This window comes from Nonomuraea ceibae (assembly GCF_019396325.1).
Taxonomy (GTDB): domain Bacteria; phylum Actinomycetota; class Actinomycetes; order Streptosporangiales; family Streptosporangiaceae; genus Nonomuraea; species Nonomuraea ceibae.
In genome coordinates, this window is sequence record NZ_JAHKRO010000021.1 from 16,851 (window position 1) to 36,262 (window position 19,412).

Sequence of the window (19,412 nt, forward strand, 5' to 3'; positions counted from 1 at the left end):
TCCATACAGGTTAAGCCGCTTGTGGCCAAGCGCTCGAAGGGCACTTTTAGCCATCGTCCGCGCCAGACTCGACGGCCGTACGCCTTCCGAGGGGTGCTGTTCTGCGGGTACTGCGAGCGCCGGATGCAGGGCAGCTGGAACAACCAGCAGGCCTACTACCGGTGCCGTCTCGCCGGCCGGCAGGCCAGCAGCAACGACCTCGACCATCCCAAGGTCGTCTACCTGCAGGAGGCGAAGATCCTTGATGCAGTCGATGGATGGCTGACGACCTCATTCGGTCCGAACGCGGTCGAACACACCATTGCAGCCATCACCCAACAGGCGATCGACCCGGAAGAGGCAACCCTGCTCGACTTGAGGAAGCAGCTGTCGCAGTGTGACCGCAAGCTCAACCAGTACCGATCCGCGCTGGACACCAGAGGTGATCTAATCGAAATCTTCTCCTGGGACAACCGGGCCAAGCACGACGGTGCCGACTTGGAGAGAGGGCAGAAGGCCGTCCCAGTCGTGCAGTCCGTCAACGACGCCGAGATCAGATCGGTGATCGAGGAAATCGGCGACGTGGTTAGTCTCGTCGGAGAGGCGGACCCCGGCGACAAGGCCGAAATCTACCTGCAGCTCGGCCTCAAGCTCACGTACCGCCCGGACAAGCGAACTGTGGAGGCAAGGGTCGAATCTGGGCGCTCACGTGGGCGACCAGTATGTTTCCGGGCGAAACTGAGGACCTGCTGAAGATGCCGTAAGTGTAGGCGGCGAGGTGGCGGCACACCTGCCGGCCGCTAGATAGCATTGCGCAGGTGCCATCGGACAGTGCGTCACGAGTCGAATGTCCTGAACGCCTGCGCGCCGACATGGTCGCCGAACTGAGAGCGTGCGGTGTGCTCCGCTCGCCCGAGGTCGCCGCCGCCTTCGCCGCGGTGCCGCGCGAGAAGTTCGCCCCCGAAGCCGCCGTCTCCGCCGCCTACTCCATCCGTGACACGGTCGTCACCAAGCGAAATGCGGAAGGGAAGGCGACCAGCTCGATCAGCGCGCCGTGGCTCCAAGCGGGGATGCTTGAGGCCGCGCAGCTGAGGCCGGGCGCGCGCGTGCTCGAGGTGGGCAGCGGCGGTTACAACGCGGCTCTCATCGCCGAGCTCGTCGGGCCCGAGGGGGTGGTGATCAGCGTGGACATCGACCCGTTCGTCACCGAGCGGGCCACCCGCTTCCTCGCCGAGACAGGCTACCTGCAGGTGAAAGTGGTGCTGGGAGATGCCGAGTACGCCGCCGACGACCTCGGTCCGTTCGACGTCATCCTCGTCACGATCGGTGCCTGGGATTGCCCATGGGGCCACCTGCTGGCTCCCGGCGGCCGGATGATTGTCCCGCTGCGCTTTGGCGGGCTCACCCGCTCCTTCACCTTCGTCCGCGACGGTGAGCATTTCGCCGGCCTGAATCCCACGGTGTGCGGGTTCATCCCCATTCAAGGCGCGGGCGCGCACCAGGAGAATCTGGCTGTGCTGGCCGACAGGACGGTAAACCTGCTGGTGGGCGCCGGCTTGGGGCTCGACGTGGCGGCGCTCGACCGGGCCCTGGACGGCGACCGGACCGGACACTGGACTGGCGTCACCGTGGGCTACGACGACCCGTTCGACACCCTCCACCTGTGGGTCGCGGCCCAGACCGAGACCTTCGGCGTGATCTGGGCCGACCCGGAGCGCGGCAGCGACCGTATCGCGCCAGCCATGCGCTGGTTCACCCCCGCCCTCATCACGCCCGACAGCTTCGCCTGCCTCACCATGGGACCCGAGCACAAGGACAGCACGAGCGGGGAACGCCGCTACGAACTCGGTGCCTACGGCCACGGCCGCCAGGGCGACGCCCTGGCCCGCCAACTCGCCGCAGAGGTTGTGTCCTGGGACCGGGAGTGGCGGGCTCATCCCGGCTCGGACTTCACCCTGTACCCGATCGACGCGGCCGTGGCGGCTCCGGCGATCGGCCGGGTCTTCCGCAAGCGCCACACGCAACTCGTCATGACCTGGACCTGAACCAGGCTCTGCAGCACGCGTGTGGAGGAGAGCCCTGTGATCTGTAGTTGAGCATTTCGGCACTGGCCCGGGCGCTTTGGGGTTCGCCATCAGGGGCGGGGTCTGGGAGGTGTCCACGAAGACGACGGTAACCCGGCCCTACCGTGCTTTCGGGAGCTTTGCGAGGCACTACGCGCGCGTGCGTAAGGCCTTCGGTTATCACTCTCTCGCGGATGGACACCCTGAAGTCTTGGCTGCGGGATGTTCCGCCGGGGGGACAGGCCGCCGGTATCCGCCCCCGTGATCGGGCCCGGATCTCGTGAAAGCTTCATGGTCAACAATGAAGATTTCACGAGATGGTAGAAATGGGGCGAAAGCGCGGCCTTCTGTAGGGGTGGTGGATGATCCGGGTTCTGCTCGCCGAGGACATGCACATGGTGCGCGGCGCACTGGTCGCCCTGCTGGACCTCGAATCCGACATCGAGGTGGTCGCGGAGGCCGCGACCGGTGACGAGATCGTGCCGCTGGCCTTGGAGCACGAGCCGGACGTGGCCGTGGTGGACGTGGAGCTGCCCGGCGTCGACGGGCTCACCGCCGCCGCCGAGTTACGCAGGCGGCTGCCGCAATGCCGGGTGCTGGTCGTGACGAGCTTCGGTCGGCCGGCCAGCGTGCGGCGGGCGTTCGCCGCCCAGGTGTCCGGGTTCGTGGTCAAGGACGCGCCGCCGGATCGGCTCGCCGACGCCATCAGGCGGGTCGCCGCGGGTGAGCGGGTGGTCGATCCGCAGCTCGCCGTGGCCGCGCTGGAGACGGTCGAGAGCCCGCTCAAGCCGCGCGAGCTCGACGTGCTGCGGCGGTTCGCCGAGGGCGAGGACGTGGAACAGATCGCCTCAGCGCTGTTCCTGTCGGCGGGCACCGTGCGCAACTACCTGACTGCGATCGTCACCACGCTGCACGCCCGCAACCGGCTGCACGCCGTCCGGATCGCCCAGGATGCGGGTTGGCTCTGAGCCCCGCCCGCCTGCTCGTTCCGTTCGTCATCCTGTCGTGCCTGGTGCGGGTGACCTTTCACCTGGAGGAGACTGGCGCTGGGCCGTTGACTCTGGCGAGCCTCGTCGGCGTCGCCGCGCTCCAGTTGCCGATCTCGCTGCCGGGCCGGCGGCGCCCGTGGGCTGCTCTGCTGCCGGCGCAGGCCGTGCTGAACTACCTGCCGCTGCTGGCCGAGGCGGACAGCTGGCGGGCGGGCGGCTCCGGGTTCGTCGCCTGCTCGGTGCTGCTCGTGGTGGGCGGTCCTGTCGCCTGGGCGGTCTTCGGGCTGGTCGCGGTCGTCGAGGGTGCCATCGCGGTCACGCTCGGCCTGCCGGCCGTCTACGTCTACTACGCGATCGTCGCGCCGCTCAACGCCGGCCTGATGCTGTACGGGTTCAGCCACCTCGCCCGCCTGCTGGACCAGGTCGAGCGGGAACGGTCCGAACTGGCCGCCAAGGCCGCGGAGGTGGAGCGGCTGCGCCTGTGGGGACACGTGCACGGCCTGGTCATGAGCAGCGTGTCGGCCGTCGAGCGGCTGGCGCGGCTCCGGGGCGACACGGCGGCGACGCGGAACGCGATCTCCCAAGCCGTCGCCGTCGCGCGCGGAGCGCTGCAACAGCTGCGGTCGCTGCCGCGCACCGAGGAGCCGGTCCCGCCCCGCGACGACGACCGGCGGATCCTGCGGCTGGCCACGCCGATCCTGGTCATCGCGCACAGCCTCTTCATCGGGCAGTCGGTGTTCAACTTCGTCGCCGACGAGCTGGCCGATGCCGGCTCCGGGCAAGCCGGCTACCTGGCCCTGCTGCCCGTGACGTTCGCTCTGCAGTTCTGGCACCTGGCGGCGCTGCACGCGGGCGGCCGGCCCAGGCGGTGGCGGTGGACGCTTGCCGCGCAGGCGCTGACCATCTACGCGCCGTTGGTCCACGGGGAATCATCCGGAATCATGGTTTCCGGGTATTTCGTCGGGGTCATCCTGCTCTACGTGCGGGCCGCCGTGTCGTGGCCGCTGTGCCTGCTCGTCTGCGGGGTCGCCGCCGTCGAGGGTTGGCCGGTCGTGTCCCCGTACCAGTTCTGCAGCGCCCTCGCCACCGCGCTGGCCGTCTATGGGCTGACCCGGCTGGTCGCCCTGGTCAATGAGCTGCGCCGGACCCGCGCCGAACTCGTCGAGGTGGCCATCCTGCGCGAGCGGCTGCGCGTGGGCCGGGACGTGCACGACCTGCTCGGCCGCGGGCTGACGACGGTCGTGCTGCACGGCGAGCTCGCGCTGCGGCTGCTCGACGCCGAGCCGGAACGGGCGGCCGAACAGGTCGGACGGGTGAGCGAGGCGGCGCGGGCCGCGCGCGCCGATGCCGCCCGGCTGAGCACCCCGGACCGGCGCCTGTCGCTGGCCGACGAGATCGACTCCGCCCGGGCCGTGCTGGAGTCGGTGGGCGCGACCGTACGGATCGAGGCCGCGCCTGTGCCCGAGCGGGCGGGGCCCGTGCTCGCGGTGGTGCTGCGCGAGGCCGTCACCAACGTGCTCCGGCACAGCGCCCCTCGCGAGTGCCTGATCGCGATCGTCGCCGAGGACGGTCACGCACGGCTGCGGGTGACCAACGACGGTGTCGGCCCCGTGCTCGATCAGGGCGGCAGTGGGCTGCGCGGGCTGCGCGCCCGGCTGGCCGACGTCGGCGGGGAGCTCACCACCAGCCGGACCGGCGACCGATTCGACCTCCTGGCCCGCGCCCCGGTCGATCATGAAGATCTCACGGCCACGAGGTGAGCCCGACGACTGTGCCGGGAACGCCTCGGCGCCGCACAGTTAGTGGCGTCCTGCTGATCTCACCGACCAACCGGGAACCATGAACCGTCGACAGTTTCTCGCCGCCGCCGCGCTCTCGGGCCTCGCCACAGCCTGCGGCTCCTCGAGACCCGCGAGCGATCCTGCCGCCTTCCGCACCGCGCTGCGCGTGCCTCCGCTGCTGAAGCCCCAGGTGGCCGAGGATGGGACGCGGACCTTCGCGCTGTCGATGGAACGCGGCCGCAGCGAGTTCCTGCCCGGCAAGCCGGTCGAAACCTGGGGGTTCAACGGCCCGTACCTCGGCCCGACGGTCCGCGCGGCGCGCGGTGACAAGATCCGCATGACGGTCGCCAACCGGCTGGCCGAGACGAGCACGGTGCACTGGCACGGCATGCGGCTGCCCGCCAAGATGGACGGCGGCCCGCACCAGCCCATCGAGCCGGGCGCCACGTGGAGCCCGCACTGGACTGTCGACCAGCCTGCCGCCACGTCCTGGTATCACCCGCACCCGCACGGCGCTACCGCCAGGCACGTCTACCGGGGGCTCGCCGGCCTGTTCATCATCGACGACGACGACTCGGCGCCCGAACTGCCCGCGCGCTACGGCGTCGACGACATCCCCCTCGTCCTCCAGGACAAGCTCCTGGCCGAGGACGGCTCACCGACCGGCGACCCGCTCAAGGGCACCTTCGGCATCTTGGGCGACCACATGCTGGTCAACGGCACGTACGCGGCCTTCGTCGACGTGCGCACAGAGCGGGTGCGGTTCCGCATCCTGAACGGGTCGAACGCCCGCATGTACCATCTGGCGTTCGCGGACGGCCGCGCCTTCCACGTGGTCGCCGGTGATGCCGGGCTGCTGCCCGCCCCGGTCGAGGTGGACCGGGTCTCGCTGACGCCGGGCGAGCGCGCGGAGGTCGTCGTCTCCTTCAAAGCCGGCGAGCAAGTCCTGCTGCGTACCCTGTCGGGGTCCGACGACATCGACGAGGGCGACTTCGACCTGTTGAAGATCGTCGCCGCGCCGAAGCTGGCTGCCTCACCCCGCCTGCCGGGCCGCCTCACGAGCGCCACCGCGCCTATCGTGGTCCCCGCCGACGCCAAGGTGCGGCGCTTCCGGCTCAACGGGCACGACGCCATCAACGGCAAGGAGATGGACATGTCGCGCATCGATGAGGTCGTCCCCGCCGGCGCCACCGAGATCTGGGAGATCGAGAACACCGTCTACGCGCACAACTTCCACATCCACGAGGTCGCCTTCCAGGTACTCGACGTCGACGGGAGCAAGCCGCCCGCGTACGCAAGCGGCCACAAGGACACCGTGTACGTGCCGCCGAAGAGCACGGTCCGGCTGGCCGTACAGTTTGGCGGGTTCACCGACCCGGCGACCCCGTACATGTATCACTGCCACATCCTGCGGCACGAGGACTCTGGCATGATGGGCCAGTTCGTGATCGTCAAGCCTGGTACCGAGCACCGAGTCTCCCGCACGATCAACGCTCACCACTAGTGGCCTGACTGGCGCTCCGGCTTCGACCTTCGTGCCAGCGTCGACCAATCGCAACGCGGAGGCGCAGGTAATCGGTCAGGGCGTCGATGTGACGATCGACGTCAGCCCGGTGCTGAAGCACGGGCTGCAGATCGGTGGTGATCCCCATCGCCTTGCCCTGCGGTTGGACGCCGCCACCCCAGCCCCAATACTCCGCCCCGGCCTCGAACCCGAGGTGGTGCGGCAGCGTGCCGAGTCGTGGTTGGGGACGTGCGCGACCAGACGCAGCGCGTACGGTTCGGCGTTCCTGGCGTGATGATCTGCACAAGTCCTCCAACTCGGTGTAGATCACGTTTGCGGTAACGGTTGGGGAATCCACGCCTCCACTCACGCAGGGCAGGGTGCAATGGAGAAATGACAGCCAGGCAGCCGAAGCCTTCGCCACGGCAGGTGATCGCGGCGGCGACTACGTCCAAGGCACGCCGCATGACTAGAGCCGCAGATCTGGCTCCACCCCCTCCGGCTCCACCACCAGCCGCAAGAAGACCGTGGATACGGCGATTACTGTGGCTGGGCCCTCTTCTTGCGGGGATCGTCGGGGCGGCAGCGACAGCAGCGGCCATCGAGAACATTCCGGATTGGGGACGCTGGGCCCTCGCTGGTGCCGCCCTGGCCGGGATCTCCACCCTCGCCATCGCCGTGCTCATTGGGCCGGCCGCCCGGCGCCTGGCCGGGGAGCCTCGCCCCCTCACCGAGGCCGAACGTCAAAAGATGACCGCCACCGAGCGCGTCGAGGCGGTCAACGCCGCCCGTCACACCCTCATCCAGGCCGCCACGGGGCTGGTCGTCATCGGCGGCGTCGTCTTCACGGCCCAGGGCCTTTGGTATACGGCGCAGTCACTCGATGCCTCCCGGCAGGCTCAGCGGGTCGCCGAGCAGAGCCAAATCACTGATCGTTACACGAAGGCCGTCGAACAACTTGGTTCCACCAAACTGGACGTGCGACTGGGCGGCATGTATGCCTTGGAACGGCTCGCGCAGGACTCTCCGCGCGATCATCAGACCGTTTACGACGTTCTGGCCGCATTTGTTCGCGAGCACGACCTGGAGCCTAATCTCACAGGGAAGGACCTGCCTCTCCCTCCAGCCACCGATATCCAGGCCGCGCTGACCATCATCAGCCGTCAAGACGGCACTCCAGTGCATATGCCCGATCTGGCCGGGATCCGCACCCCCTTGACTAACCTGCGCGGCGCGCGTCTGGTCTCTGCGAACCTGACGGGAGGGGACCTGAGCTTCGCGCGTTTGACCTTGGCTGACCTGCGCGGCGCGCGCCTGGTCTCCGTGAACCTGACGGGAGCGGACCTGAGCTTCGCGCGCCTGACCTTGGCTGACCTGGGCGACGCGCGTTTGGTCTCCGCGAACCTGAGCCACATGGACCTGAGCCACACGGACCTGACCAGCGCGAATCTGACCGACGCGGACTTGACCGGTGCGAATCTGACTGGCGCGAACTTGATCAACGCGGACCTTACCGGCGCGAACCTGACCGCCATAAGGGGTGTCACGGAGAGCGAAATCAGAACCGTAGCCAAGATTGACAAGACCACGATCTTCTGAGTACGTCTGGGGGCTATGGTCTGATCGACATGTCAGCGATGCGGCGGCGGACCTGGATCTCCTGATCGGCGAGCCGGTCATCGAGGACGAGATTCCTGGACACAACCCGCGGTCGGTGCGGGTGAGAGTGATCTGCCGGACCCGGAGCGCCTCGCGCCGGTCGGGCCTCGCCCGGCGCGTGAAGGCGGTCGCCGGGCAGGTAGTCCCGCAGCGGCAGCCAGCGCGCCCTAGCGAACGTCAGCTCGCGGGTGCGCTGGACGCGTCCGGCCGCGCCGTGCACCAGCAGCGACTCACCGACGAGGTTGGCGGCGGTCGCCGCGGTCACGCCGACCTGCCGGACGCCGGCCTCCCACCGGCCCCACGGCAGAAGAGCGCCGACGTTGACCCGTTCGACGCGGAAGGAGTCATCGCCGACGACGTACGCGGCGCTGGCCAGGTCCTCCAACGAGCCCGCGTCGGGCGCGGCCGAGATGTCGCGGCCGGCGGCCAGCTCGACCGGGGGCAAGGCGGTGAGGTCGCGGAGGAGGGCGGTCCCGGGCCGCCACGCCGACAGGGTTCGGGGGCCGGGCATGCGGATGTCGATCAGTCCGGCGTTCACGAGCATCAGCAGGACGGAGAGCACGTCGGTGCCGAGCGGCACCCCCAGCGACAACGTCTGGCTCGCGGTGTCGCGGGTGCCGGTGAACGTCCACGCGAAGCGGTCAAGGCACAGCAGGCCCGCGCTTCGGTGAGGAGCCCGTTGATGATGGACCCGGCGGTGGCGTTTGCGATGGGTGAGCCGTAGACGCGCTGGCCGTTGACGGGGCGAGCTGGCGTGAGCGTGGTGACGGCCCTCTTGAGGACCCACAGGTAGGAGGGACAGTCGAACCGCCACACCCCGGAGGGGGAGCTGGTCGCCCTGGCGGCGGGCGAGGACGAATCGGCCGTCGCCGTTCTCGGTCCAGACGGTGCGGTCGAGCGCCCCGGAGCCGCCGGTCTGCATCGCGGCGAAGACGCCACGCACGATCTCGATCAGATCCCCGGCGACCGCGCCGAGCTGACGCAGCATCTCAAGCACGCCCTGCCTCCACCCCAGCGCCTCGCCTGCGGCGGCGTTCGACAGGAACGCGCGCCTGTCCAGGAAGCTCTGGTAGTGCCGGACGAGATCTTCGTTGAACACGGCGACATAGCCGCGTCTGGTGCGGGTGTCCAGGTGCCCGACCGGCGCGGCGCCGATGCGGACAGGCAGGCCGATGTGCACGATCGTGCCGGGGTGACAGGGCCGGAGCAGGCGCGCAGCTGAGCCACGTGCGAGTGGCGCCCGCGGCCGCGGGCGCGCCGTGGGTGTGGCCGACGATGGAGCTCCTTACCGGCGGCCGTGGTGGGCCCGGTTCTGGACTGTCCCCATCAGCCCGATGCGATGAGTTCCACCGCGGTACAGGGACTGGCCCCACTAAGAGCCGAACGAGGTTGCTAGAGCTGGTCGAGATCCAGGCGGGCCAGCTCGGTCCGGGAGGAGATGCCGAGCTTGGGGAATGCCTTGTAGAGGTGCTGTCCGACGGTGCGCGGGCTGAGGATCAGGTGGGCGGCGATGTCGCGGTTGGTGGCTCCGGTCGCGGCCAGTCGCACGACCTGTAGTTCTTGGGCGGTCAGCTGGGCGCCGGGGGCGGCGTGGCGGCGGGTGAGCGTCGCCTCGCCGGTAGCGCGCAGTTCGCCGGCCGCTCGATCTGCCCAGGGTCTGGCGTCCAGGCGTGCGAAGGCTTCCTGGGCGTGGCGTAGGTGTGGGCGCGCCTCGGCCTTGCGGCGGCGGCGGCGTAGCCACTCGCCGTAGGCCAGGTGTGTTCTGGCCTGCTCGTAGGGCTGGTCTGTCAGCTTGTGCAGGTCCAGCGCTCGGGTGAAGTGCTCTTCCGAGTCGTGGATCAGCGCGTGGCAGCGCGCGGCCAGGGCGCCCGCCCATGCTTCGCCCGACAGCTCTGTCCAGCGCTGGAAGAGCGCCAGCGGCTCCAGCACCCGTTCCGGCGTGCCGAGCCGTACCGCGGCCTCGACCTCGTCGGCGACGATCCTGGTGGAGAAGTGCGATGAGCCGCGGCGGCGCGCCTGGAGGCGGTCGAGCGCGGCCTGATCACGCCCCTGGGTCAGATCCAGCATGGCCAGCGCCCACGTCGCGAGCAGGCCCACGGCCCGGCCGCTGTGCGCGAGCGCGAACCTGACGCCGTCCTCGGCCACGGCGCGGCATCGCTCCTCGTCGCCTTCGACGGCGGCCAGCCAGGCGAGGATGCCCCTCAGCCCGGTGGCGTGGTGCGCCTGGCCGGTGTCCAGAGCGATCTGGAGTCCGTCCGCGGCGTTGTCACGCGCCTCGCGGTGGCGCCCTGTCAGCAGCTGGCTGTAGGCGAGCTGGTCAAGGACGAAGGGCAGCAGCCGGATGCGGCCCTCGGCGCGGCATCGAGCGGCCAGGGAGGCAGACAGGCCGAGGGCATGATCGAGGCGTCCGGCGACGAAGACGGAATGGGCGGTGGTCAGCTGTTCCTCGATGCTGGATGGCGACGCTTGCCGAAGGTAGTCGCTCACCAGCGGGTATCCGGTCTCGAGATCGCCGTCGAGGACGAGGGCGAGCCCGCGGGTGACGCCGGCGAGGTCATTTCCCGGCGGAAGGGCGACCCGGTCGAGCTGCCGTGCCGCCTCTGCGCTCAGCTCGGTGGCGCCCGCGAACCAGGCGTTGTGCGAGGCGGACACGAGCATGCGGGCGGCCGGCTGGGGGGCGAGCTCGGCGATGCGGGCGGCCCCTTGGATGAGGATGCGAGCCGCTTGCTGCGGTGAGCCCTCGTCGAACGCCGCCGCCGCTCTGACCTCGGCGAGCCGGGCCAGGGTCAGCGGGTCGTCGGTGAGCTGTTCGGCGCTCGTGCTCAGCTCCGCGGCCCGGCTGGGCTGGCCCGCTTCGCTGGCCGCTCCCGCCGCCGCGGCAAGCCGCCTGGCCTGGTGCTTCTGGTCGGCGCTGAGCTGTGCGGCGCGCTCGTAGGCCGCGGCCATGGCCGCGTAGCCGCTGCGGGCTCGGGCTCGTTCGGCCGAACGTTCCAGGGCGTCGGCGAGTTGCTCGTCGGGCCCGGTCGCCGCCACGGCCAGGTGCCAGGCTTGCCGGTCGCTGCTCACGGCCCCGGCCAGCGCCCGGTGGATCGCGCGGCGCTGCGAGGAGGGCTGCCCTTGGTAGGCGGCCGAGCGCAACAGCGGGTGGTGGAAGCGTACGAGACCGTTGGTGACCCTGACGAGCCCGGCCAGTTCAGCGGGCTCCAGCGCATCGGCGGGGATGCCGAGCGTGCCGGCCGCAGCCAGCACGATCCTCAGATCGCCGGTGTCCTCGGCGGCGGCCACCGCGAGCATTGTCCTGGTGGGTTCTGGGAGCCGGTGGACCCGTCCGGCGAAGGCCTCCCGGAGCCGCTTCGTGAGCGGGAGCGGTCCGCCGAATTCCAGTTCGCTCTCGCACGCCGCCCTGGACAGCTCGATGAGAGCCAGCGGGTTGCCGTCGGCCTCCTTGAGCACGCGCTCTCGCAGGTGTGCCGGGAGCCGGCCGTCGAGCAGCCGCTCGGCCTCCTCGCGGATCAGCCCGTGCAGGCGCAGCTCGTGCAGGCCGGCCGTGGGGACGTCCTCGTGGTCGTCACGGGCGGCGACCACGAGGGCGATCCCTTCGGAGCCCAGCCGCCGCGCCGCGAACAGCAGAGCGGAGACCGAGGCGTGGTCCAGCCACTGGGCGTCGTCGATGAGGCACAGCAGCGGGCGTTCTCCGGCCAGTTCCGACAGCAGGGTCAGTGCCGCCAGACCGACAAGGAATCTGTCGGTCTCCGTGACCTCCGCCAGCCCGAACGCCCCGCGCAACGCCGCGGCCTGCGGGCCGGGAAGCGTGTCGAGCCTGCCCAGCACGGGCCGCAGCAGCAGGTGCAGGGCGGCGAACGGCAGTTCGGCCTCCATCTGCACGCCTGCCACACGCAGCACGTAAGCCTCGCCGGCCGCCTGTGCGGCGTAGTCGAGGAGCGCCGACTTGCCCATGCCGGGCGCAGCCTTGATCACCAGAGCCCCGCTGCCGCCGGATCTTGCCTCGGCCAGGAGAGCCTCGATGACCCGGATCTCCTCCGCCCGCCCCTCCAACATCGCGCGTCCTTATGTACCTATGACAGTTCGTGAGTCACTTTACTCATTCCTTCCACCGCGGCCGGATCTAGCGTTTCAGCCAGTCAATCCCTTCGAAGGAGTTCGGCATGACCGCTGTGACCGCCCTGGTGACGGGCCCCACGCGTGTAATCGGCAAGGCGATCGCTGTAGGGCCGGCCCGCCGAGCGCCATGCACTAGCCCGCCAACGACCAGGTGCCCAGGCGAGCAGACCGGCGAGCGATGTTCATGATCCGCGCCGAGCCGGAGATGGCCACTGGCCTGGCGGACGGCACGATGACCGCCCTCAGCCGCTGGCCGCCACGAGGCTTACCAACCCCGATCACCACCCCACCACAGGAAAGGCACCAATGATGTCTCCCGATGTACCCGTCCTCCGCGAAGGCGCCCGCCAGCGCGCCGCCGTGCGTCCCCCCGGCCCCGTAATGGCACACGTGGACGACATCCACGGGCCCGGCGGGCTCCCGCTGCGCCACTACCGGCCCTGCGAGCAGGCGCGTCCCCTCATGGTGTTCGCCCATGGCGGCGCGTTCGTCATGGGGGACCTGGACACCCATGACCGCACCTGCCGGCGCATCGCCGTCGCCTGCGACGTCGAGGTGCTTGCCGTCGACTACCGGCTCGCCCCCGAGCACCCCTACCCGGCAGCCATCGAGGACGTGACGGCGGTCCTGCGCTGGTCCCGCCCGGCGGCTGTGGCGGGCGACAGCGCGGGCGGCTACCTGGCGAGCATGGCCTGCCTACGGCTCCGCGACGCGGGCGACCCCTTACCCGCCGTACAGATGCTCATCTGTCCCAACACCGACCTGACGCTCTCGCACCCCAGCGTCATCGACAAGGGCACCGGCCACGCGCTGGACGCCGACTTCCTCGCCTGGGCCATCGCGCAATGGGCACCGGATCCCGCCACCCGCGCCCCCGCCAGCCCGCTGCTGGCACCAGACCTGCACGGCATGCCCGACACTCTGATCGTGACAGCCGAGCATGACGCGCTGCGCGACGAGGGCGACGCCTACGCCCATCGCCTGGCACAAGCGGGTGTACGGGTGAGGCATCGGCAAGAACCCGGCCTGACGCACGGATTCATCCAGAACATGGATCTGACCTCCCCGGAGGCGGCCGCTGCCCACGACCGGCTGTTTCGCGACATCGCCTCCCTGATCCGCAGATGAGGGGCCACCGGCTGTGTCAGTCCACTCTGCAGCACCTGGTCGCTGACGAGCGAACCACTGAGGAACCACTGACGAGCCACTGCCGAATTTCAGGCCAACTTAGGCCACCAGCACGTCCGGGCCTCGGCCGCTACATCCGACCTGGACAGGAGCCCTCCGCCCGCATCACCGCCGAAACGGATCCTGCTTTCTCCGGTCCGCAGCTGAACCCTCACGGACATTTTTCGCCTCAGCTGACCACCCGCGTGCCCGCAGTCGACCATGCGGTGTCGTGTCAGCGGCGGCTTCAGGACGGCAACGGGCCGGTATCAGAGTGACCGGCGATCGTGGATGTCATGAACGGCCCAGCGCCTGAGAATCCTCAGGCCACGAACGGGCTCAGCAAGATCAGAACCATTCTGTAAAGGAGACTCATCATGGGACACAGCGACTTCACCGCGACGGGGTTGCGCAGGCTGCGTGAGGTGCTGGCGCGGCATGTCGATTCCGGGAAGATCCCCGGACTTGTCGCTCTGGTCAGCCGCGGCGGCCGGACGCACGTGGAGGCGATCGGCACGATGCGCCATGACGGTGGCGCGCCGATGCGCCGCGACACGATCTTCCGGATGGCTTCCACGTCCAAGCCGGTCACGATCGCGGCGGCGATGGTGCTGCTGGACGAATGCCGGCTGCGGCTGGACGACCCGGTGGATGCGTGGCTGCCGGAACTGGCCGACCGGCGCGTGCTGAAGCGGATCGACGGCCCGCTGGACGACACCGTGCCGGCCCGGCGGCCGATCATCGTGCGGGACGTGCTGGCCTCCACGTTCGGGCTGGGCATGGACATGACGGCGCTGGGCACGCCGATCCTGAACGCGATCTTCGAGCGGGGCCTGACGCCGAACCTGCCGGTGGAGGTTCCCGAGCAGGACGAGTGGATGCGCCGCCTGGGCGAGCTGCCGCTCATGCACCAGCCCGGCGAGCAGTGGCAGTACCAGATCAGCAGCGACCTGGTCGGCGTGCTCGTCTCCCGGGTCACCGGTCAGTCGTTCGAGGAGTTCCTGCGCGAGCGGATCTTCGAGCCTCTCGGCATGACCGACACCGGCTTCCACGTGCCCGCCGACCAGCTCGACCGGCTCCCGGACCTGTACGCCCCCGACCCGGCCACCGGCGAGTTCCTCGTCTGGGACCAGGCCAAGGGCGGACGGTGGAGCGAGGCGCCGGCGTTCCAGGGGGGCGGCGGCGGGCTGGTCTCCACCGCCGACGACTACCACGCCTACTTCCAGATGCTGCTCAACGGCGGCACCCACCGGGGCAAGCGGATTCTGTCGCGGCCCGCCGTCGAACTGATGACCACCAACCGGCTCACCCCCGAGCAGAACGCCGCCCGTACCACCCTGGCCCGCAACGCCGTGCACATCTCCTTCGGCCAGGGCCAGCAGGGTGGCTGGGGCTATGGCATGGCGGTGCGCACCTACCGCGGCGACTACGCGCCGATCGGCCAGTTCGGCTGGGACGGCGGGGCCGGCACCTCGGCCTACGCCGACCCGGCCAACCAGCTGACCGGCATCCTGCTCACCCAGGTCGGCTACTCGGTCCCGAACCCGGCCCACCTGATGAACGACTTCTGGACCACCCTCTACCAAGCCATCGACTGACACCGAGCCCGCGCCCGGTATGGCCTCAACCTCACGGCCAGCCTCTGACGGCCGAACCTCGATGTCTGCGCGCGGGGTTGGGCTTGGCCCGGCCTCAGCAATCGAGATTCTCCGGGCACCACCGGTACGCATTCACCATTCGCCCATTCGGTTGAACATCAGAACAGCTTCGAAGGAGCACACCGCCATGACCATCACGCTGACCGACCAGGACAAGCTCACCCTGCGCACCGCCGCCTACGGTGCCATCACACTGATGGCCGCCGCCGATGCCACCGGCAAGCCCCACAAGGCCGTCACCGAGGGCTCCATCGCCTTGTCCTCTGCCACTGGGCTGGTTGGGCACGTGCTCGCCAAGTATCCCAAGGACATCACGCTGGACCGCAAGTCGGTAGCCGCCATCGCTGACCAGGTGCTGCCCGCCCTGACCGCAACCGTGAGCCTGCTCACGGAGCACGATCCGGCAGAGGCCGACAACTTCCGCCGCACCGTCCTCATTGCCGTCGCAGCAGCCACCCACACCCACCGGGGCCGGCCCAGCCCCGCCGTGGGGGACATGACCCGCAAGATCACCGAAGCCCTCGGCGCAGCTTGATGGGGTCTCGACCCGCGCAGCTACCCCTCGTCACAGGGGTCTGGCCCCTGTGACGAGCGGCCATGGCGCGCCTGGCAAGGGGGCAGCCCCTTGCCAGGCGGGTCCGACCTCTGATGCCTTGCCATCGACGCCGCTGACAGCACTGTGACCTGCCCGGCTGGGCACCGGGCCCGTTGTCGGCGACGTCAGGTCGAAAATCCCCCGCCAAGCGTTCTTCACCCGCCACTACAAGGGGGACTCTTCCCAGATCAGGGCGCCGAGGGGCGAATACCGGCCCGTCGCAGGTCGGCAGAGGGCGAGCCGGCACCCAGCATCAGCTGGTCATCGAGGCCCACCGGTATCCCACTGGCATCCCACTGGCCGTCATCGTGACCGGCGCCAACCGCAACGACGTCACTCAATTACGCTGCTGCTGGACGCCATTCCCAAGGTGCGCAGCAAGCGCGGTTGACCCCGCCGGCGTCCCGATGTGGTCCTCGCCGACCGAGGCTACGACCATGACACCTACCGCGCCTTGGTGCGCGAGCTGCAGATCCGCCCACTGGTCGCCCGACGCGGCACCGAACACGGCTCGGGCCTGGGCAACAACGTTGGGTCGTGGTGCAGACCTTCGCCCTGCTGCACGCTTTCCGTCGCCAGCGCATCAGCTGGGAAGTCCGCGTCGACATCCACGAAGCCTTCCTCAAGCTGGCCTGCGCTCGTTTCCTGAGCCCGGCGGTACGGGGTGCTGCGTCGCACGCCGGACTCACCCCGTCTCCTGTCTGCTTCCCGTTCGAGGGACGAGGCCTCCATGCGCTGACGCCGTTGTCCTTCCCCCGCCGCCGCCAAGTGGGCGCTAACAAGCCCTTGCCCCCGGCGCCGGTTTGCCAGAGGCGGACGTACGCGAACCGCGGCCTCTTGCCGCTGGAGGGCTTGCGGACGTCGCGGCGCTAATGGCTCGGTCGTTGATCGTGACCGATGGTCCAGACCGTCTCGTCCGAGACAAGCCAGCGGGCCAGCCGCGCTGCGTCTTCTGGCTGGCCCCACCGCCCTGCGGGCATGGTGTGGGTGGCCGCTGGCCCCACTACTTGCCGACGCCGCCGGGTGATGAAGAAACTCAGACCAGGACCTCGGCGATCGCGGCCTGGTCCTGGTACTCGCGCCAGTGCACGATGTGCCCCTCCTTGGCGCGCAGAACCACCACGAACGCGGCCTGGGCTCGCGTGTCGCTTTCGGGGATGGTGGCCACCATCTGGTACTCGGCGATGATCACCTCCGGGTCAGCAGTCTCGTGGATCATCACGTCCCGGAACTCCTCGAACGTGATGGGGAGGGCCTGGCGGCCCGCCCGGGTCATGGCCACGACATTCTCGCGGCCCTCGATCCTGCGGTGTCCGGCGCGAGCGAACGGCTGCTCCACAACGACGTTGTCGGCCAGCATTTCCTCGTCCAGGCCGTCCTGTCCGGAGAGGACGTTGCTCTGGAAGCGGGCAAAGAGATCTCGCGGGGTGTGCGCGGACATGGGTTCCCTTCGGAGTGAGCTAAAATGAGTTAACGACTCATGTTCAAAATATGAGTCTCGGACTCATCTTGTCAACGAGTGGACGAATGACGCCTAGCAAGCCCATGCGCGCCGATGCCCGGCGCAACCGAGCCCGCATCCTCGCCGCCGCCGAACAGGTGTTCGCCGAACGAGGGGCCTCCGCGTCCACCGAGGAGGTCGCTGCCCGCGCCGGCGTCGCCATCGGGACGGTATTCCGTCACTTCCCCGCCAAACGCGACCTCCTCGCCGCGATCATGAAGGATCTGCGGCAGCGTCTCATCGACAAGGCGGCGGCCCTTATCGCCGACGGTGACCCCGCGACCGCCTTCTACGAATACTTCACGTTCCTCGTCGGAAGCTCAGCCAGGATCGGCGCCGTTGTGAGCCTCCTTGCCGAGGACGGCACATCCATGGAGCCAGGCGAACAGATCATGGCGCTCAACCACACCTTCGGCACGCTACTGGAGGCAGCGCGGGAGGCCGGGACCGTCCGCCCCGACGTCCGCCTCGACGAGGTCATGGCTATCCTCGCCGCCACTACTCACGGCGCACTGGCTACCGCCTGGCCCGACGACCTCCGCCACCGAACGGTGGCCTTGCTCCTGGACGCCTTCCGCCCCCGCTGAAGTTCGTCGCAACTCGGTGAGGACCGCATCGTTGACCCGAGGAGATTCTGGCGAGGACGGCACTGTGACGTCCGTGGAACCACCGGGAGTGACTGCCAGCTCATGTGAGGCTCGAGCTTGGGTCGAGGCCGGTCAGGTCGGCGGACGCAGCCCACAGGCGCGCCGCCAGTACGGGGTCGGCCAGGTGACCTCGGACGGGTTCGAGGGTGGGCAGGCCACGGATCCCGAACACCCGAGGCCCCCAGAGCTGGCCACCGCGTACGGACGGGTCGAGGACCGCCCGGACGGCGGGCCAGGCGGCGGCCTCCTTGCTCTGCAGGAGCAGACCGGCCGGCAGGCCGCGCAGTCGTTCGCCGGCCGTTCGGACACGGACCGGCGGACGTGAGGGGGTGAGGGAGTCGAGCGCGCCGCCAGGATGGGTGACCACGCTCAGCGTCGTGCTGCCCGCGGCGCGCAGGCGGCGCTCGAGTTCGAAGCCGAAGAGCATCTGCGCGAGCTTGGACCGTACGTAGGTGCGCTTCGGCCGGTAGCCGCGCATGCTCTGGAGATCGTCAAGATCCAAGCTTTCGGACTTCGCCGTGAAGCTGCCGGTGGTGACGACGCGGCCGGCGGGTGCAGCCGCGAGCAGGGGTGCGAGCCACGAGACCAGCGCGAAGTGCCCCAGATGGTTGGTGGCGAACATCAGCTCGTTGCCGTCCCCGCTCTCGCGCTGTGGCGGATCGTTGAGCAGCACGCTGATGGCCGACCGCCTGACCGGTGCCTTTGGCGGGGCCGGGACCGCCGGGGCCGTCGGCACTGGCAACGGCCTGCACCTGATCCACCACCTGTGTGAGAAGGTGAAGCTTGACCACCCTGGCGGCCGTCCTTGGCTACGTCTGCACATGTGCTACCAGCCTGCCTCGCATAGGGAGACAGTGGAGCCTGGCTCCCTATGCCAGCCGGGCGGAATCGGCAGGAGAAGACACTTCGGAGTGACGCCCGCCGCATCCACCGCGCGGCTGAGCACCGGTGCCGCCTCATCGGGCACGGCGAACCTGCAGCGGCCGCCGCAGGTTTGCCTGAACCAGTGGCGGCAAGCTCAGCGGTCCGCGGCTGAGTTCAGCCCTCAAAGGGTCCACCCATGCCACGTGGGGATGTCGGCAACCGCGGCGCCTGCAGGCAGAGACTGGGGGCTGGAAAGGTCGCTGTTCGATTCACGAACGGTCTCGTTGAACGTGAGTGCAGTGCGTTGAGGCGGTGGTGACGATGAGATCGCCGGTGGAAGGTCACGTCCACGGACGTGGTGTATGAATCGGCCTCCTTGTGGTCCTGTTTCTGCAGGTTAAGCGGTGAGTGTCTGCGGAAGCGGGCCCGGGCCGGTATGTTGCCGGGAATCACCCGGACGCGGGCTTTGGCCAGGATGTCCAGGCCGATGTAGGGCGGGCCTCGATCCATTCGTCGGTCTGCTCGGCCGACACGGCGCCGCCCAGGTGAATGATCGCGGGCCGGTCGGGGAAGATGCTGACCACGTCGGTGCGGCGGCGAATCTCCTTGTTGAGGCGTTCTTGCGGATGCGGTCGGCGACGCCGAGATCGTCCAAAGCCTCCAGGGTGCGCGGCTTGAGAGTGAAGCCGCGCGAGCCGGACGGGGGCGCTGCGGGCGTGCTCGACGATATGGCAGGCGAGTCCGCAGTGGGTCAGGTCGCAGGCGAGGGTCAGGTGGGTCGTAGCTTCTTCGGCGCCGCGCCCGCCAGTCATAGCCGTCATCCACGACGCAGTCGATCCGGTCCTTGATCACGACCTAGAATCGAAGATCAACCGACACACCA

Annotated in this window: 15 protein-coding genes and 1 pseudogene; 11 read left to right on the forward strand and 5 right to left on the reverse strand. The window is 69.3% G+C overall.

The genetic code is table 11. The features are described from left to right. Positions 1-21 precede the first annotated feature (21 nt). From KME80_RS16360 to KME80_RS16390, 7 genes are all read left to right on the forward strand, one after another. The gene (locus KME80_RS16360; RefSeq protein WP_219506024.1) at positions 22-732 is read left to right on the forward strand and encodes a recombinase zinc ribbon domain-containing protein; all 711 of its coding nucleotides are present in this window, start codon (positions 22-24) and stop codon (positions 730-732) included. 65 nt (positions 733-797) lie between these two features. After that, the gene (gene fxlM / locus KME80_RS16365) at positions 798-2,024 is read left to right on the forward strand and encodes a methyltransferase, FxLD system (RefSeq protein WP_308125789.1); all 1,227 of its coding nucleotides are present in this window, start codon (positions 798-800) and stop codon (positions 2,022-2,024) included. A 380-nt stretch (positions 2,025-2,404) separates the two neighbouring features. Next, a complete protein-coding gene (locus KME80_RS16370; protein ID WP_219506026.1) occupies positions 2,405-3,010 on the forward strand; it encodes a response regulator transcription factor in 606 nt (201 codons plus the stop codon). Continuing rightward, positions 3,001-4,791, forward strand: coding sequence for a sensor histidine kinase (locus tag KME80_RS16375; protein WP_219506028.1), 1,791 nt, complete (start codon positions 3,001-3,003; stop codon positions 4,789-4,791). The genes KME80_RS16370 and KME80_RS16375 overlap by 10 nt, the downstream gene beginning before the upstream one ends. 79 nt (positions 4,792-4,870) lie before the next feature. After that, complete coding sequence (locus tag KME80_RS16380) at positions 4,871-6,316, forward strand: multicopper oxidase family protein (protein WP_219506030.1); 1,446 nt, start codon at positions 4,871-4,873, stop codon at positions 6,314-6,316. Between the two features lie 88 nt (positions 6,317-6,404). Beyond that, positions 6,405-6,611, forward strand: coding sequence for a hypothetical protein (locus tag KME80_RS16385; protein WP_219506033.1), 207 nt, complete (start codon positions 6,405-6,407; stop codon positions 6,609-6,611). A 455-nt stretch (positions 6,612-7,066) separates the two neighbouring features. Then, positions 7,067-7,915 carry a pentapeptide repeat-containing protein gene (locus tag KME80_RS16390; protein ID WP_219506034.1) on the forward strand — a complete coding sequence of 283 codons (849 nt, stop codon included), beginning with the start codon at positions 7,067-7,069 and terminating at the stop codon, positions 7,913-7,915. A 13-nt stretch (positions 7,916-7,928) separates the two neighbouring features. Here KME80_RS16390 and KME80_RS16395 read toward each other — a convergent pair whose 3' ends face one another. Further along, the gene (locus KME80_RS16395) at positions 7,929-9,155 is read right to left on the reverse strand and encodes a hypothetical protein (RefSeq protein ID WP_219506035.1); all 1,227 of its coding nucleotides are present in this window, start codon (positions 9,153-9,155) and stop codon (positions 7,929-7,931) included. A gap of 212 nt (positions 9,156-9,367) precedes the next feature. Continuing rightward, a complete protein-coding gene (locus KME80_RS16400; RefSeq protein ID WP_219506045.1) occupies positions 9,368-12,034 on the reverse strand; it encodes a helix-turn-helix transcriptional regulator in 2,667 nt (888 codons plus the stop codon). A gap of 453 nt (positions 12,035-12,487) precedes the next feature. Here KME80_RS16400 and KME80_RS16405 point away from each other — a divergent pair, with 453 nt between their 5' ends. From KME80_RS16405 to KME80_RS16415, 3 genes are all read left to right on the forward strand, one after another. Continuing rightward, positions 12,488-13,225, forward strand: coding sequence for an alpha/beta hydrolase (locus KME80_RS16405; protein ID WP_219506047.1), 738 nt, complete (start codon positions 12,488-12,490; stop codon positions 13,223-13,225). Between the two features lie 416 nt (positions 13,226-13,641). Further along, complete coding sequence (locus KME80_RS16410; RefSeq protein WP_219506049.1) at positions 13,642-14,862, forward strand: serine hydrolase domain-containing protein; 1,221 nt, start codon at positions 13,642-13,644, stop codon at positions 14,860-14,862. 187 nt (positions 14,863-15,049) lie between these two features. Beyond that, positions 15,050-15,457, forward strand: coding sequence for a hypothetical protein (locus KME80_RS16415; RefSeq protein WP_219506051.1), 408 nt, complete (start codon positions 15,050-15,052; stop codon positions 15,455-15,457). Positions 15,458-16,553: 1,096 nt separating this feature from the next. Here the strand turns inward: KME80_RS16415 and KME80_RS16420 are convergent. Next, entirely contained in the window at positions 16,554-16,958 is a 405-nt protein-coding gene (locus KME80_RS16420; RefSeq protein WP_219506053.1) for a nuclear transport factor 2 family protein, read from the reverse strand. 104 nt (positions 16,959-17,062) lie between these two features. On the opposite strand from KME80_RS16420, the gene KME80_RS16425 reads away from it, so the two are divergent. After that, positions 17,063-17,605 carry a TetR/AcrR family transcriptional regulator gene (locus KME80_RS16425; protein WP_246645067.1) on the forward strand — a complete coding sequence of 181 codons (543 nt, stop codon included), beginning with the start codon at positions 17,063-17,065 and terminating at the stop codon, positions 17,603-17,605. Between the two features lie 100 nt (positions 17,606-17,705). On the opposite strand, the gene KME80_RS16430 is transcribed toward KME80_RS16425, so the two are convergent. Continuing rightward, positions 17,706-18,407, reverse strand: coding sequence for an SDR family NAD(P)-dependent oxidoreductase (locus KME80_RS16430; protein ID WP_219506058.1), 702 nt, complete (start codon positions 18,405-18,407; stop codon positions 17,706-17,708). A gap of 581 nt (positions 18,408-18,988) precedes the next feature. Then, positions 18,989-19,158: pseudogene (locus KME80_RS16435) on the reverse strand (transposase); the annotation flags it as partial. Between the last annotated feature and the right edge of the window lie 254 nt (positions 19,159-19,412).